Here is a 14,515-nt window from a genome sequence, read left to right as displayed (position 1 = left end):
GAAATTAGAAGTAGCCTTGGCGTTTCTTGTCTTCCATGGAACCGGCGCCATCGTGGTCGATGACACGGCCCTGGCGTTCGGACGTACGGGTCAGGAGCATTTCCTGGATGATGTCCGTCAGGGTCTCGGCTTCCGACTCGACAGCACCCGTCAATGGGTAGCAGCCGAGGGTACGGAAACGCACCTTCTTCTTGACGATGCGCGCTTTCTCTTCGTCGGTGAGATGTTCGAGGATGCGCTCGTCGTCGATCATGATCAGGGTGCCGTTCTTCTCGATCACTTCACGCTCGGCGGCAAAGTACAGGGGCACGATCGGGATGCCTTCGAGGTAGATGTACTGCCAGATGTCCAGTTCGGTCCAGTTCGACAGCGGGAAGACGCGGATCGACTCGCCCTTGTTGACCTTGCCGTTGTAAACGTTCCACAGTTCCGGGCGCTGGTTCTTCGGGTCCCAGCGGTGCTTGCTGTCACGGAACGAGTACACGCGCTCCTTGGCCCGCGATTTCTCTTCGTCGCGGCGCGCACCACCGAAGGCGGCATCGAAACCATGCTTGTCCAGCGCCTGCTTCAGGCCCTGGGTCTTCATGATGTCGGTGTGCTTGGAGCTGCCATGGGTGAACGGGTTGATGCCCTGCGCCACACCCTCGGGGTTGACGTGGGTGATCAGCTCCAGGCCCATTTCCTCGACCATCTTGTCGCGGAAGCTGTACATCTCCTGGAATTTCCACTGAGTGTCGACGTGCATCACCGGGAACGGCAGCTTGCCCGGGAAGAAGGCCTTGCGCGCCAGGTGCAGCATCACGGCGGAATCCTTGCCGATCGAGTACAGCATCACCGGGTTGTCGAACTCGGCGGCCACCTCGCGGATGATGTGGATGCTCTCCGCCTCCAGCTGTTTCAAGTGCGTCAGTTTGTCGACCATGGCTACTCACGAAAAACGATCTTATGGACGGCCTGCGGGCCGTGTTCGAGCGAGCCACTTTATCACAGCAGCTGCTTCTATTTAGGAGGCTGGCTAGATCGAAAAAGTCTAACGATATGACTGGGGGTTTGGGCTGGAATTGGGGCCGCTCTGCGGCCCTTCGCGGGGCCCCCCCCCCCCCCACGGGGACCCCGGCCCCCGTGGGGGGGGGGGCCGCGCCCGCGAAGAAGGCGACGCCGATGTCAGATCGGGTTCGGGCAATCGATGAACAGGTGCTCCACGGCAAAGCGCCGCGCCAGGTAATCCCCCAGCGCCTGCACCCCATACCGCTCGGTGGCGTGGTGCCCGGCGGCAATGAAGCTGACACCATTCTCGCGAGCACTATGGTAGGTCTGCTCCGACGCCTCGCCGGTCAGGTAAAGGTCTACCCCGGCCGCGATCGCGGTGTCGATGTAGCCCTGCCCGCCCCCCGTGCACCAGCCGACCCGGCGAATCATCTGCTCACCTTCGACCAGCAGAGGCTCACGCCCCAGCACCTCACGCACCCGTCGGGCAAAGTCGAGCGCAGTCATCGGTTCGGCCAGCGAGCCGACCAGGCCGACCACCTTGGGGTTCTCCGGGTCCAGCGGCCCTTCGACGGTGATGTCCAGCTGCCGCGCCAGTTGCACGTTGTTGCCCACGTCCGGGTGCACATCCAGCGGCAGGTGGAACGCCAGCAGGCTGATGTCGTTGTTCAACAGGGTCTTCAGCCGGCGCTGCCGGATGCCGGTGATACAAGGGTTCTCACCCTTCCAGAAGTAGCCATGGTGCACCAGCACCAGGTCGGCCTCAGCCTCGACCGCCGCATCCAGCAGCGCCTGGCTGGCGGTAACGCCGCTGACGATTCGGCTGACCTGCGGCCGGCCTTCGACCTGCAGGCCATTGGGGCAATAATCCTGGATCTTCGCGCTGCTCAGGTAACGCTCGGCTTCCTCGACCAGGGTGTTGAGAGCGACGGCCATGAAAATCTCCTCGAAATCTGCGTTTTTCTCGGGCACAACGCCCATGCAACGCCCGTATAATGCCGGCCATTATGGGCCGTCGCCGGCACTGGGGGAACCGGTGTATGATCGCGCGCGCTCATGCCCCACCGCACGGTCACCGTCCCCGGCTCTTTCCAGGATTCATTCATGTTCAAGGCTTTGCGTTATTTTGGCTGGCCCCTGCTTACCGGCGTACTGATCGCCATGCTGATCATCCAGCGCTTCCCGGAGTGGGTCGGCCTCCCCAGCCAGGACGTCAACCTGCAGCAGGCGCCGCAGACCTCGCGGATCATGCAGGGCCCGGTATCCTACGCCGACGCCGTGACCCTGGCCGCCCCGGCGGTGGTCAACCTGTACACCACAAAGGTGGTGAACAAGAGCGCCCACCCGCTGTTCGAAGACCCGCAGTTCCGCCGTTTCTTCGGTGACAACCTGCCCAAGCAGCGCCGCTGGGAATCAAGCCTGGGCTCGGCGGTGATCATGAGCCCCGAGGGCTACCTGCTGACCAACAACCACGTCACCAGCGGCGCCGACCAGATCGTCGTAGCCCTGAAGGATGGCCGCGAAACCCTGGCCCGGGTCATCGGCAGCGACCCGGAGACCGACCTTGCGGTGCTGAAGATCGACCTGAAGAGCCTGCCGGCGATCACCATCGGCCGCTCCGACAACATTCACATCGGCGACGTGTCGTTGGCCATCGGCAACCCGTTCGGGGTCGGCCAGACCGTGACCATGGGCATCATCAGCGCCACTGGCCGCAACCAGCTGGGCCTGAACAACTACGAAGACTTCATTCAGACCGACGCCGCGATCAACCCGGGCAACTCTGGTGGTGCGCTGGTGGATGCCAACGGCAACCTGATCGGTATCAACACGGCGATCTTCTCCAAGTCCGGCGGTTCACAGGGCATCGGCTTCGCCATCCCGGTGAAACTGGCACTGGAGGTGATGAAGTCGATCATCGAGCACGGCCAGGTGATCCGTGGCTGGCTGGGCATCGAAGTGCAGCCGCTGAGCCAGGAACTGGCTGAATCGTTCGGCATGAAGGACCGCCCGGGCATCGTGGTGGCGGGTATCTTCCGCGAAGGGCCGGCGGCCAAGGCCGGGCTGCAGCTGGGTGACGTGATCCTGAGCATCAACGGCGAGCCGGCCGGCGACGGCCGCAAGTCGATGAACCAGGTGGCGCGGATCAAGCCCAACGAGAAGATCACCATCGAAGTGATGCGCAATGGGCAGCAGCTTAAGCTGATCGCCGAGGTGGGGCTGCGGCCGCCACCGGCGCCGGCAGTCGCCAAGGAAGAGAAGTAAGGCTTCGATCTGGTCTCCAGGGGCTGCTTCGCAGCACAAGGCTGCTCCTGCAAGAGGCGGCGAAATTCGCTTTTGTAGGAGCAGCCTTGTGCTGCAAATGGGCCGCAAAGCGGCCCCTTTTGCATCAATGCAGGATCTGGCTCAGGAACAACTTGGTCCGGTCACTGCGCGGCCGGTCGAAGAAGTCATCCGGCGCCGCCTGCTCGACGATCTCGCCCTTGTCCATGAAGATCACCCGGTTCGCCACGGTCCGGGCAAAGCCCATCTCGTGGGTCACGCAGAGCATGGTCATGCCATCCTCGGCCAGGCCCACCATGGTATCGAGCACTTCCTTGACCATTTCCGGGTCCAGCGCCGAGGTCGGCTCGTCGAACAGCATGATTTTCGGTTTCATGCACAACGCGCGGGCAATCGCCACACGCTGCTGCTGGCCACCGGACAACTGCCCTGGGTACTTGTGAGCCTGCTCCGGAATACGCACCCGCTCCAGATAGTGCATGGCAATTTCCTCGGCCTTGCGCCGTGGCATCTTGCGCACCCACATCGGCGCCAGGGTGCAGTTTTCCAGGATGCTCAGGTGCGGGAACAGATTGAAGTGCTGGAACACCATGCCCACTTCGCGGCGAATGGCCTCGATCTGCTTGAGATCGTTGGTCAGCTCCACACCATCGACCACGATGCGCCCCTGCTGGTGCTCTTCCAGGCGGTTGAGGCAACGGATGGTGGTGGATTTGCCCGAGCCGGACGGCCCGCACAGCACGATGCGCTCGCCCTGGCGCACGTTCAGGTTGATGTCCTTGAGCACATGGAACTGGCCGTACCACTTGTTCACGCCCTGCATCTGGATGATGCCTTCGGGGCCGGCAGGCTGCTTGATCGCTTCACTCATTTCGAAACTCCTAACGCTTGTGGCCAGTGTCCAGCTTGCGCTCCAGATGCATGGAGTAGCGGGACATACCGAAACAGAAAATCCAGAACACCAGGGCGGCGAACACGTAGCCCTCGGTGGCCATGCCCAGCCAGGCCGGGTCGGCGGCGGCTTGCTTGACGCTGTTCAGCAGGTCGAACAGGCCGATGATGATCACCAGGCTGGTGTCCTTGAACAAGGCAATGAAGGTGTTGACGATGCCGGGGATCACCAGCTTGAGCGCCTGCGGCAGAATCACCAGGCCCATCGCCCGCCAGTAGCCCAGGCCCATGGCCGCGGCAGCTTCGTACTGGCCCTTGGGGATGGCCTGCAGGCCACCACGCACCACCTCGGCGATGTACGCCGACTGGAACAGGATCACGCCGATCATCGCCCGCAACAGCTTGTCGAAGCTCATGCCCTCAGGCAGGAACAACGGCAGCATCACCGATGACATGAACAGCACGGTGATCAGCGGCACGCCACGCCAGAACTCGATGAAGGTCACGCATACCACCTTCACCGCCGGCATCTTCGAGCGCCGCCCCAAGGCCAGCAGGATGCCCAGCGGCAATGCGCCGACAATGCCCACGGTGGCGATCACCAGGGTCAGCATCAGCCCGCCCCACTGGCTGGTCGGTACGTTTTCCAGGCCCAGCACGCCCCCGTGCAGGAGGGTGTAGGCCAGCAGCGGGTACAGCACCAGGAAGCCCAGGCCGTAGAAGGCCTTGCGTGGGAAACGCTTGATGAACAGCGGCGCGGCGCCAAGCACGGCAAGCCACACGGTGAGGTCCACGCGCCAGCGCAACTCGGCCGGGTAGTAGCCATACATGAACTGGCCGAAGCGCTGCTGCACGAACACCCAGCAGGCGCCCTCCTTGGTGCAGTCGGCGCGTGTGGTGCCGACCCAGTTGGCGTCAAGCAACGCCCACTGCAGCAGCGGAGGCACGATCAGCCATACCAGGTAGATGGCAAACAGGGTCAGCAGCGTGTTGAGCCAGCTGGAGAACAGATTGGCACGCATCCATGCGAGCACGCCGACGGTTTTCACCGGTGGCGGCATGTCGGGTTTGAAAACATGGGCATTCACGGGCGTATCCTCACCGCTCGATCAGCGCAATGCGCTTGTTGTACCAGTTCATCAGCAGCGAAATGCTGATGCTGATGGCGAGATAGACAATCATGGTGATGGCGATCACCTCGATAGCCTGGCCGGTCTGGTTGAGCACGGTACCGGCGAACAGCGAGACCATCTCCGGGTAGCCGATACCGGCTGCCAGCGATGAGTTCTTCGCCAGGTTCAGGTACTGGCTGGTCAGCGGCGGGATGATCACCCGCAGTGCCTGGGGGATGATCACCTTGCGCAGGGTCGGGCCCTCGCGCAGGCCAAGCGAGTGCGCGGCCTCGGTCTGGCCATGGCTGACCGAACGGATACCAGAGCGCACGATCTCGGCGATGAACGCAGCGGTATAGATGGTCAACGCCAGGGTCAGCGCCAGCAACTCGGGGATCAGTACCCAGCCACCGACGAAGTTGAATCCTTTCAATTGCGGCACTTCCCAGTGCACAGGGCTGCCGAACAGCAGTGCACAAACGCCCGGAATGGCGATGAAGATTGCCAGCCCCACCCAGAACTTGTGGAACGGCACGCCGGTCTCGTCGAAGCGCTTGTTGGCAAAGCGCACCATCGCCACGATGGCCAGCAGCGCCAGGACCAGCGCCACGACGAACGGCCAGAAGCCTTCGGCCATGGATGCGCCGGGCATGTTCAGGCCACGGTTGCTGATGAAGAAGGTGTCGTCGATATTGATGCTGCCCCGCGGTCCCGGCAGGGTCAGGAACACTGCGAAGTACCAGAACAGGATCTGCAGCAACGGCGGGATGTTGCGGAAGGTTTCCACATACACGGTCGCCAGCTTGTTGATCATCCAGTTCGGCGACAACCGCGCCACACCGATGATGAAGCCGAGGATGGTCGCCAGTACCACGCCGATGAAGGTCACCAGCAAGGTATTGAGCAGGCCGATGACGAACACCCGCGCATAGCTGTCGGATTCCACGTAGGGGATCAGATGCTGGGCGATGCCGAAGCCGGCACTGCGGTCGAGGAAGTCGAAGCCCGAGGTGATGCCCCGGTGTTGCAGGTTGGTTTGCGTGTTGTGGAACAGATACCAGCCCAGACCGACCACGAAGACTATCGTGAGGATCTGGAACAGCCACGCGCGCACACGTGGATCGCTCAGGGATAAACCCTTTTGTGCGCCGATTCGATTTTGCATGAAGTGCCCCGGACAGTAGGGTTCCGAACAGCCTGCGGCGGCGGGATGCCGCCGCAGGGTGCAGCCATCAGCGCACAGGTGGCGCGTACTGGATGCCGCCGTTGTTCCACAGGGCGTTCATGCCACGGTCGATCTTCAGGTCGGTGCTTTGGCCCAGGTTCTTCTCGAACACTTCGCCGTAGTTACCGACTTGCTTGACGATCTGCACTACCCAGTCCTTGGGCAGCTTGAGGTCCTTGCCGTACTCGCCGTCCGCACCCAGCAGGCGGGCGACGTCCGGGTTCTTGGTGCCTTTGGCCTCGGCCTCTACGTTCTTCGAGGTGATGCCCGCCTCTTCGGCGTTGAGCATGGCGAACAGGGTCCACTTGACGATGCTGAACCATTCCTCGTCGCCTTTGCGCACCACCGGGCCCAGCGGTTCCTTGGAAATGGTTTCCGGCAGTACCACGTAGTCGGCCGGCGCGGCCAGCTTGGAACGCTGGGCGAACAGCTGCGACTTGTCCGAGGTCAGCACGTCGCAACGACCGGACTCCAGCGACTTGGCGCTTTCGTCAGAGGTATCGAAAGTGATCGGGGTATATTTCAGGCCATTGGCGCGGAAGAAGTCCGACACGTTCAGCTCGGTGGTGGTACCGGCCTGGATGCAGATGGTCGCGCCATCGAGTTCCTTGGCGCTGGAAACACCCAGTTTCTTGTTGACCAGGAAGCCGACGCCGTCGTAGTAGGTAACACCGGCGAATACCAGGCCCATGCCCGCATCGCGCGAGCTGGTCCAGGTGGTGTTGCGAGACAGCACGTCGACTTCGCCCGACTGCAGGGCGGTGAAGCGTTCCTTGGCGTTGAGCTGGCTGAACTTGACCTTGGTGGCATCGCCGAACACGGCGGCAGCCACGGCGCGACAGACGTCAGCGTCGATACCAATGATCTTGCCCTGTGCATCAGGTACCGAGAACCCTGGAAGACCGTCGCTCACGCCACACTGGACGAAGCCCTTCTTCTTTACCGCATCGAGGGTGGCGCCGGCCTGGGCGTTGCTCACGGCGCCCAGCGCGGCAGCAGCGGCCAGGACTGCCAGGGTGGTTTTCAACATCTTCATTCACAACCTCCAAATCGCTCTTGTTGTATCGAGCCGGAATTGCACCGCACCCTTTTGAGGCGTATCCGACCCGTGTTGGCTTGTTATTGGGTCAATGGCGCAATGGGCTGTTCTGTGACAGCCTTCGCGTGCAAAGGGTGTTACCGTCACGGCCTGCCCTTTGCATCGTTGGTGGAATTGCAAAGCGCGTACCAAAATTTCTGGCTGTAGCGTTTAAGCGCAAGTCAAGTAGGGAAAGTTGTATCGTTGCGACATTCTTTTTCCGACAATCATTTCCAGCGCCTTCTTTTCACGCACGCCATAACAAGACCCGCACACTTTCGGAGCAGTCATGACCAATCCGCTGATTCTCGAACCGCAGAAAACCGCAGACGCCTGTGTGATCTGGTTGCACGGCCTGGGTGCCGACCGTTACGACTTCCTACCAGTGGCCGAATTCATGCAGGAACGCCTGCTCAGCACCCGTTTCGTCATGCCCCAGGCTCCAACCCGCCCGGTAACCATCAACGGCGGCTACGCCATGCCCAGCTGGTACGACATCAAGGCCATGACCCCGGCCCGCGCCATTGACGAGGCGCAGCTGGAAGAATCGGCCGAGCAGCTCATTGCCCTGATCAAGGCCGAGCAGGCCAAAGGCATCAGCCTGTCGCGGATCTTCCTGGCCGGTTTCTCCCAGGGCGGCGCGGTGGTGCTGCACACTGCCTATATAAAGTGGCAAGAAGCACTGGGTGGGGTGATCGCCCTGTCCACCTACGCCCCCACCTTCAACGACCAGCATCAGTTGAGCGCCTGCCAGCAACGCACCCCGGCCCTGTGCCTGCACGGCGTGCACGACCCGGTGGTGATCCCCGCGATGGGCCGCACCGCCTTCGAGTACCTGAATACCTGGGGCGTAGCCGCCCGCTGGCACGAATACCCGATGGAACATGAAGTGGTGGTGGAAGAGTTGAACGACATCCACGACTGGCTGAGCAAGCAATTGCAATAAGCCAGGGCCGCATGTAGTTGTAAGGCTATTCCACTACGCCGCGCCTGAATCTTGCATTACACTGCCCGGCGTACATTCCTTAACCAGTTGACGAGACGATCGTGCTCAAGGCACTCAAGAAAATCTTCGGCAAGGGAGACGCCGCGCCACAGGCCGTCGCTCCTGCTGCCAGCGTGACGCCGCCTGCGCCCGCCCCCGCCAGCGAGGCCCAGCCTGCGGCAAAACCGGCCGCCTCACGCGCCACCCACGCCCCCCTGGCCGAGCAGCCTGCCACCATTACGCCAGCCGCCGACAAGCCGGCCAAGGACAAACCGCGTCGCGAGCGCAAGCCCAAGCCACAGGCCAGCCTGTGGAAACCGGAGGACTTCGTGGTCGAGCCGCAGGAAGGCAAGACCCGCTTCCACGACTTCAAGCTATCCAACGAGCTGATGCACGCCATCCACGACCTGGGCTTTCCGTACTGCACGCCGATCCAGGCACAGGTGCTGGGTTATACCCTGCGTGGCCAGGACGCCATCGGCCGCGCCCAGACCGGTACCGGCAAGACTGCAGCGTTCCTGATCTCGATCATTTCCCAGCTGCAGCAGACGCCGCCGCCGAAGGAACGCTACATGGGCGAGCCACGCGCGCTGATCATCGCGCCCACCCGCGAGCTGGTGGTGCAGATCGCCAAGGATGCCATCGCCCTGACCAAGTACACCGGCCTGAACGTGATGAGCTTCGTCGGCGGCATGGACTTCGACAAGCAGCTCAAGGCCCTGGAAGCGCGCCATTGCGACATCCTGGTGGCCACTCCGGGCCGCCTGCTGGACTTCAACCAGCGCGGTGAGGTGCACCTGGACATGGTCGAGGTGATGGTGCTGGACGAAGCCGACCGCATGCTCGACATGGGTTTCATCCCCCAGGTGCGTCAGATCATTCGCCAGACGCCGCCGAAAAGCGAGCGCCAGACCCTGCTGTTCTCCGCCACCTTCACCGACGATGTGATGAACCTGGCCAAGCAGTGGACCACGAACCCGGCCATCGTCGAGATCGAGCCGGAGAACGTTGCCAGCGAAACGGTGGAGCAGCACGTCTATGCGGTGGCCGGGAGCGACAAGTACAAGCTGCTGTTCAACCTGGTGACCCAGAACAAGTGGGAACGGGTGATGGTATTCGCCAACCGCAAGGACGAAGTGCGGCGCATCGAGGAAAAACTCGTGCGCGACGGCATCAATGCCGCGCAGCTGTCGGGCGACGTGCCGCAGCACAAGCGTATCCGCACCCTGGAGAACTTCCGCGAAGGGCGCATCACTGTGCTGGTGGCCACCGACGTGGCGGGGCGTGGCATCCACATCGATGGCATCAGCCACGTGATCAACTTCACCCTGCCGGAAGACCCGGACGACTACGTGCACCGCATTGGCAGGACTGGCCGTGCAGGCACCAGTGGTGTGTCGATCAGCTTTGCCGGTGAGGATGACTCGTACCAGCTGCCGGCGATCGAAGAGCTGCTGGGGCGCAAGATCAAGTGTGAAATGCCGCCGGATGAGCTGCTGAAGCCGGTGCCGCGCAAGCATCACTGATGCTGGGGCTGCTTTGCAGCCCAATCGCCGGCAAGCCAGCTCCCACAGGTACTGCACAGCTTTCGAAACCTGTGCAGTACCTGTGTGGGCGGGTTCTCCCGCGAACCGGGGCTCCTCCCCGGCCATCAAACAAGGATCTACCAGCGCTCGGCGGCATCCTGGTCACTCTGCTTCCCTTCTACCCACCGTGCCCCTTCCTGGGTATTTTCCTTCTTCCAGAACGGCGCCCGGGTCTTGAGGTAGTCCATGATGAAGTTGCAGGCATCGAACGCCGCCTGCCGATGGGCACTGGCCACACCTACGAACACGATCGGCTCACCCGGCTCCAGTGCACCGATGCGGTGCAGCACCTCCACCTTGAGCAACGGCCAGCGCTGCTCGGCCTCGACCACGATCTTGGCCAAGGCCTTTTCGGTCATGCCCGGATAGTGCTCGAGGAACATCCCCGCCACTTCGCGGCCATCGTTGAAATCCCGCACGTAGCCGACAAAACCGACCACCGCGCCCACGCCGACATTCGCCGCGTGCATGGCGCTGGTCTCGGCCCCCGGATCGAACGCGCCCTCCTGTACTCGCACAGCCATGTTCAGCCTCCGGTCACCGGCGGGAAGAATGCCACTTCATCGCCCTCTTCCAGCGGTTCATCGAGCTTGCACAGTTCTTCGTTGCGCGCACACATCAGGTTCTGCTCGGCCAGCACTTCGTACTGCCCGCCCTTGGCCACCAAGGCCTGGCGCACATCGTCGAGCACCTTGAACGCACCCTCCACCCGCTCGGCATCCACGCCCAGCAGTTCGCGGTAACGGGCGAAGTACATCACCTTGACCTTCATCACACTTCCACCTTGTAGTGGCCGCTCTTGCCACCGAGTTTTTCCAGCAGGCGCACCTGTTCGATGACCATGCCTTTATCCACAGCCTTGCACATGTCATAGATCGTCAGCGCAGCCACGCTGGCGGCGGTCAGCGCTTCCATCTCCACGCCGGTCTGCCCGGCCAGCTTGCATCGGGCGACGATACGCACGGCGTCCTGCCCTTCGGCGCTGAGCTCGACCTTGACGCTGGTCAGCATCAGCGGGTGGCACAGCGGGATCAGGTCGCTGGTCTTCTTCGCCGCCTGGATCCCGGCAATGCGCGCCACGGCGAACACGTCGCCCTTGGGGTGTTCACCGTCGACGATCATCTGCAAGGTCTGCGGCAACATGCGCACCCGCGCCTCGGCGGTGGCCTCGCGCTCGGTCACGGCCTTTTCAGTGACGTCGACCATGTTGGCCCGCCCCTGGGAATCAAGATGTGTCAGCACTGCTCTGCTCCTGTGAAGGGAATTCGCAGTGTAAACCTGTGAGTCAGGTTTGAGCAGAGGGTGCGTCAACCGGGCCGGCCTCTTCGCGGGCACGCCCGCGAAGAGGCCGGGCGGAGAACCGCCCGGCACCGAGGGTTACAGATGCGACTCGGCGTACTCGGCCAGCACCGAGCGTGGCACGCCCTGCAGGGTGATATGCACGCCATGGGGGAAGTCCTTGAAGCGCTCGGTCAGGTAGGTCAGGCCCGAGCTGGTCGCGGACAGGTAGGGGGTGTCGATCTGCGCCAGGTTGCCCAGGCAGACAACCTTGGAACCGGAACCCGCACGGGTGATGATGGTTTTCATCTGGTGCGGCGTCAGGTTCTGACACTCGTCGATCAGGATCAGGCTCTGCTGGAAGCTACGGCCACGGATGTAGTTCAGCGACTTGAACTGCAACGGCACGCGCTCGAGGATGTACTCGACGCTGCCATGGGTGCTTTCGTCATCCATGTGCAAGGCTTCGAGGTTGTCGGTGATGGCACCCAGCCAGGGTTCCATCTTCTCGGCCTCGGTGCCCGGCAGGAAGCCGATCTCCTGATCCAGCCCCTGCACGCTGCGGGTGGCGATGATGCGTCGGTAGCGCTTGCTGACCATGGTCTGTTCTATCGCCGCAGCCAGGGCCAGGATAGTCTTGCCGGAACCGGCTGCGCCGGTCAGGTTGACCAGGTGGATATCCGGGTCGAGCAGGGCGAACAGCGCCAGGCTCTGGTGGATGTCACGCGGCTTCAGACCCCACGCTTCCTGGTGCAGCAGCGGCTCCTGGTGCAGGTCGAGCAATAGCAGCTCATCGTTGCGGATACCCTTGATCCAGCCGACGAAGCCCTGTTCATCGATGATGAACTCATTGACGTGAACCGCCGGCAGGTTGTCGATCAATTGCACGCGGTGCCAGGTGCGGCCACGCTCCTGACGGGTATCGACCTTGCTCACCCGGTCCCAGAACGAGCCGGTGACCGAATGGTAGCCCTTGGACAGCAAGGACACGTCATCGACCAGCTGATCGGTGCTGTAGTCCTCGGCCGCGATGCCACAGGCACGCGCCTTCAGGCGCATGTTGATGTCTTTGGTGACCAGCACAACGTCCAGGTCGGTGCGCCGGGCGCGTACTTCGAGCAACTGGTTGATGATGATGTTGTCGTTGAGGTTTTCCGGCAGCAGCTTGTTCGGCTCGTTGCGCGGAGTCATCAGGATGGACAGGAAGCCCTTGGGCCCACTCTTGCCACGCTGAATCGGCACGCCCTGCTCGACATCGCTGGGCGAGGAGTCACCAAGGGTCTGGTCGATAAGGCGAATGGCCTGGCGGCATTCGGCGGCGATGCTCTGTTTGCCGGTCTTGAGCTTGTCGAGTTCCTCCAGCACCGTCATCGGGATGGCGACATGGTGCTCCTCGAAGTTCAGTAACGCGTTGGGGTCGTGAATCAGGACGTTGGTATCGAGCACATACAGGATAGGCTTGCTGGAGGAAGGGTTGCGTCCTTGGTCATCCATACTCGGTCACCTTATGTCGAAGCCACACGGCGTGGTCTGTTACGCCGCAGAGTGACTGCCGCTGTCCCCGTATCCGCGTTGTTACGGGCGGGAAGCGAACCTGGCTAGGTGGGCCTGGATGACGCCACCTGTGCTGCAGGAATCGGCTGTCTGGTTTCTTCATACCGCAAAAATGATGACTAGAAAAAGTCTTTTTACGTGCAGGTGAAGTTTATTTTTCCAAATGACGAACAGGGGTTGGCGAGGGGGCGTGTGAGGACTACAGTCAAAAATCAGGCTGGCCTTGCAGGGGCCATCGCCAGCTGGCCATGCACGGTACCTGTTGGAGCTGGCTTGCCGGCGATGGGCTGCGTAGCAGCCCCCTATCACCCCTGGTTGGCATATCCCTGGCAATCTTCCCAACCAATCCCGCTCTGTGCCGTATTGCGCAACAACCACTCTACCGCCGGCTGTGCCTTGGGCAGGCTGTCATGGAACTGGATCACTCCCTTGCGCCACAGCAGCATCAAGGTCAGCACCCGCTGGGCAGAGGCCTCGGCGCTCAGTGCGCCGTCATCCTGTGCATCGATGTCCCACAACGACACCTGCAACTGCTGGCTGGCCATGAACGCCTCGCCATCGGCCCGACGCTGCCCATAAGGCGGCCGGAACAATGGCACATACTGCTCCGGCAGGTCGGCTTGCACCCGCGCCTGGCTGCGTCGCAGCGAGTCCTGCCAGCCTGTCCACTGCGCGTGGGAGCGGTACTCCCAACCCTGGACCCCCACGCACTGCCCGGCATAGAGCTTGCGCAAGGTATCTGCCGCGCCGGCATCGCGGCGCTGCTGCAGGCGGTTGCCGAGCACGAAGAACGTGCCTTCAAGCTTTTGCCGACGCAGGTAATCCGCCAGCAGGTCGGTACTGCCGCCATCCGGCCCTGGCCCGCCGACGAAGGTCAGCAGGAACATTCGGTCGTTCAGTTCATCCCCATTGCGCTCACGCGAGGATAGCCGCTCGACCTCGCTGCTGGTCTGCGGCAGCAACGCCGCCTTGCGCAATTGTTCGTCCAGGTAACGCACATGGAACTGGTGGCTAGGCTCGATCCAACCAGTGTAGAAAGTGCCGACATCGGCAGCGAACGTCGCCGCTTGCGTGCGCAACTCCGCCATCGACGTCACCGGATAGCAGAACGACGCATCCTGCTCGCAACTGCGCTGCGCCTGTTGATAGCCTTCCCACAACCGCTGCCACATGCGCGCCCGCACCTGGCGCACCTTCTGCAGGTTGACTTGCCGTAGCCCCAGGCGTGCCGCCAGCGCCGCGTCGTCCAGCAGTTCGCTTTCGTGAAGTACCTGGGCGAAGGAGAGGATCTCGGCCCGCGAGGCCACATCGAACAACGCCGGGCTGTCCAGCTGTTCGGGCCACAGGCTGCGGTCCAGGCTCACCTGGGGTGATGACGGGGCGGCCTGCACGGCCAGGCTCAGCAGAGCGGCCAGCAAGGCAGAGGCAATACGCACGGTTGAAGGCTCCGCAACGGCGAAACGCGCACTATAGCCTCTGCACCGGCCATGGTCTGTGACTATCGTCGCCATAGTTTGGACTTGCACCGTACAGCCC

The 14,515-nt window shown here is 62.4% G+C and carries 14 protein-coding genes; 3 read left to right on the top strand and 11 right to left on the bottom strand.

What is annotated here, in order from left to right:
• Positions 1–4: 4 nt before the first annotated feature.
• Both cysD and IRZ77_RS10070 read right to left on the bottom strand, forming a co-directional pair.
• Positions 5–922 carry a sulfate adenylyltransferase subunit CysD gene (gene cysD / locus IRZ77_RS10075; protein ID WP_013974136.1) on the bottom strand — a complete coding sequence of 306 codons (918 nt, stop codon included), beginning with the start codon at positions 920–922 and terminating at the stop codon, positions 5–7.
• Positions 923–1,164: 242 nt separating this feature from the next.
• Positions 1,165–1,923, bottom strand: a complete 759-nt coding sequence (locus IRZ77_RS10070; protein WP_046616503.1) for a Nif3-like dinuclear metal center hexameric protein — start codon at positions 1,921–1,923, stop codon at positions 1,165–1,167.
• Positions 1,924–2,091: 168 nt separating this feature from the next.
• Between IRZ77_RS10070 and algW the strand changes: the two genes are divergently transcribed.
• Complete coding sequence (gene algW / locus IRZ77_RS10065; RefSeq protein ID WP_046616502.1) at positions 2,092–3,252, top strand: Do family serine endopeptidase AlgW; 1,161 nt, start codon at positions 2,092–2,094, stop codon at positions 3,250–3,252.
• A gap of 124 nt (positions 3,253–3,376) precedes the next feature.
• Here algW and IRZ77_RS10060 read toward each other — a convergent pair whose 3' ends face one another.
• The 4 genes from IRZ77_RS10060 to IRZ77_RS10045 all read right to left on the bottom strand — a co-directional run bounded on the left by IRZ77_RS10060 (position 3,377) and on the right by IRZ77_RS10045 (position 7,534).
• Complete coding sequence (locus tag IRZ77_RS10060; protein WP_003251792.1) at positions 3,377–4,141, bottom strand: amino acid ABC transporter ATP-binding protein; 765 nt, start codon at positions 4,139–4,141, stop codon at positions 3,377–3,379.
• Between the two features lie 10 nt (positions 4,142–4,151).
• Positions 4,152–5,249 (bottom strand): amino acid ABC transporter permease, encoded by a 1,098-nt coding sequence (locus IRZ77_RS10055; protein WP_046616500.1) that lies wholly within the window; start codon positions 5,247–5,249, stop codon positions 4,152–4,154.
• Between the two features lie 10 nt (positions 5,250–5,259).
• Positions 5,260–6,438: an amino acid ABC transporter permease gene (locus IRZ77_RS10050; protein WP_196173459.1), complete on the bottom strand. Its 1,179-nt coding sequence runs from the start codon at positions 6,436–6,438 to the stop codon at positions 5,260–5,262.
• Between the two features lie 67 nt (positions 6,439–6,505).
• Positions 6,506–7,534 (bottom strand): amino acid ABC transporter substrate-binding protein, encoded by a 1,029-nt coding sequence (locus IRZ77_RS10045; protein ID WP_046616498.1) that lies wholly within the window; start codon positions 7,532–7,534, stop codon positions 6,506–6,508.
• Between the two features lie 331 nt (positions 7,535–7,865).
• On the opposite strand from IRZ77_RS10045, the gene IRZ77_RS10040 reads away from it, so the two are divergent.
• Together IRZ77_RS10040 and rhlB are read left to right on the top strand one after the other, a co-directional pair.
• Complete coding sequence (locus IRZ77_RS10040) at positions 7,866–8,522, top strand: alpha/beta hydrolase (RefSeq protein ID WP_108480652.1); 657 nt, start codon at positions 7,866–7,868, stop codon at positions 8,520–8,522.
• 101 nt (positions 8,523–8,623) lie between these two features.
• Positions 8,624–10,087, top strand: coding sequence for an ATP-dependent RNA helicase RhlB (rhlB, locus tag IRZ77_RS10035; RefSeq protein ID WP_046616496.1), 1,464 nt, complete (start codon positions 8,624–8,626; stop codon positions 10,085–10,087).
• 137 nt (positions 10,088–10,224) lie between these two features.
• On the opposite strand, the gene moaE is transcribed toward rhlB, so the two are convergent.
• From moaE to IRZ77_RS10010, 5 genes are all read right to left on the bottom strand, one after another.
• A complete protein-coding gene (gene moaE / locus IRZ77_RS10030) occupies positions 10,225–10,671 on the bottom strand; it encodes a molybdopterin synthase catalytic subunit MoaE (RefSeq protein WP_046617059.1) in 447 nt (148 codons plus the stop codon).
• Between the two features lie 2 nt (positions 10,672–10,673).
• Positions 10,674–10,919, bottom strand: coding sequence for a molybdopterin converting factor subunit 1 (moaD, locus tag IRZ77_RS10025; protein WP_003251777.1), 246 nt, complete (start codon positions 10,917–10,919; stop codon positions 10,674–10,676).
• Positions 10,919–11,389: a cyclic pyranopterin monophosphate synthase MoaC gene (moaC, locus tag IRZ77_RS10020; protein ID WP_108480648.1), complete on the bottom strand. Its 471-nt coding sequence runs from the start codon at positions 11,387–11,389 to the stop codon at positions 10,919–10,921. Before moaC ends, moaD begins: the two co-directional genes overlap by 1 nt.
• A gap of 135 nt (positions 11,390–11,524) precedes the next feature.
• Positions 11,525–12,919 (bottom strand): PhoH family protein, encoded by a 1,395-nt coding sequence (locus tag IRZ77_RS10015; RefSeq protein ID WP_046617058.1) that lies wholly within the window; start codon positions 12,917–12,919, stop codon positions 11,525–11,527.
• 365 nt (positions 12,920–13,284) lie between these two features.
• Entirely contained in the window at positions 13,285–14,415 is a 1,131-nt protein-coding gene (locus IRZ77_RS10010; protein WP_196173457.1) for a polysaccharide deacetylase family protein, read from the bottom strand.
• Positions 14,416–14,515: the final 100 nt, after the last annotated feature.

This window comes from Pseudomonas pudica (genome assembly GCF_015680405.1).
Classification (GTDB): domain Bacteria; phylum Pseudomonadota; class Gammaproteobacteria; order Pseudomonadales; family Pseudomonadaceae; genus Aquipseudomonas; species Aquipseudomonas pudica.
This window is presented reverse-complemented; position numbering and strand designations above follow the sequence as displayed.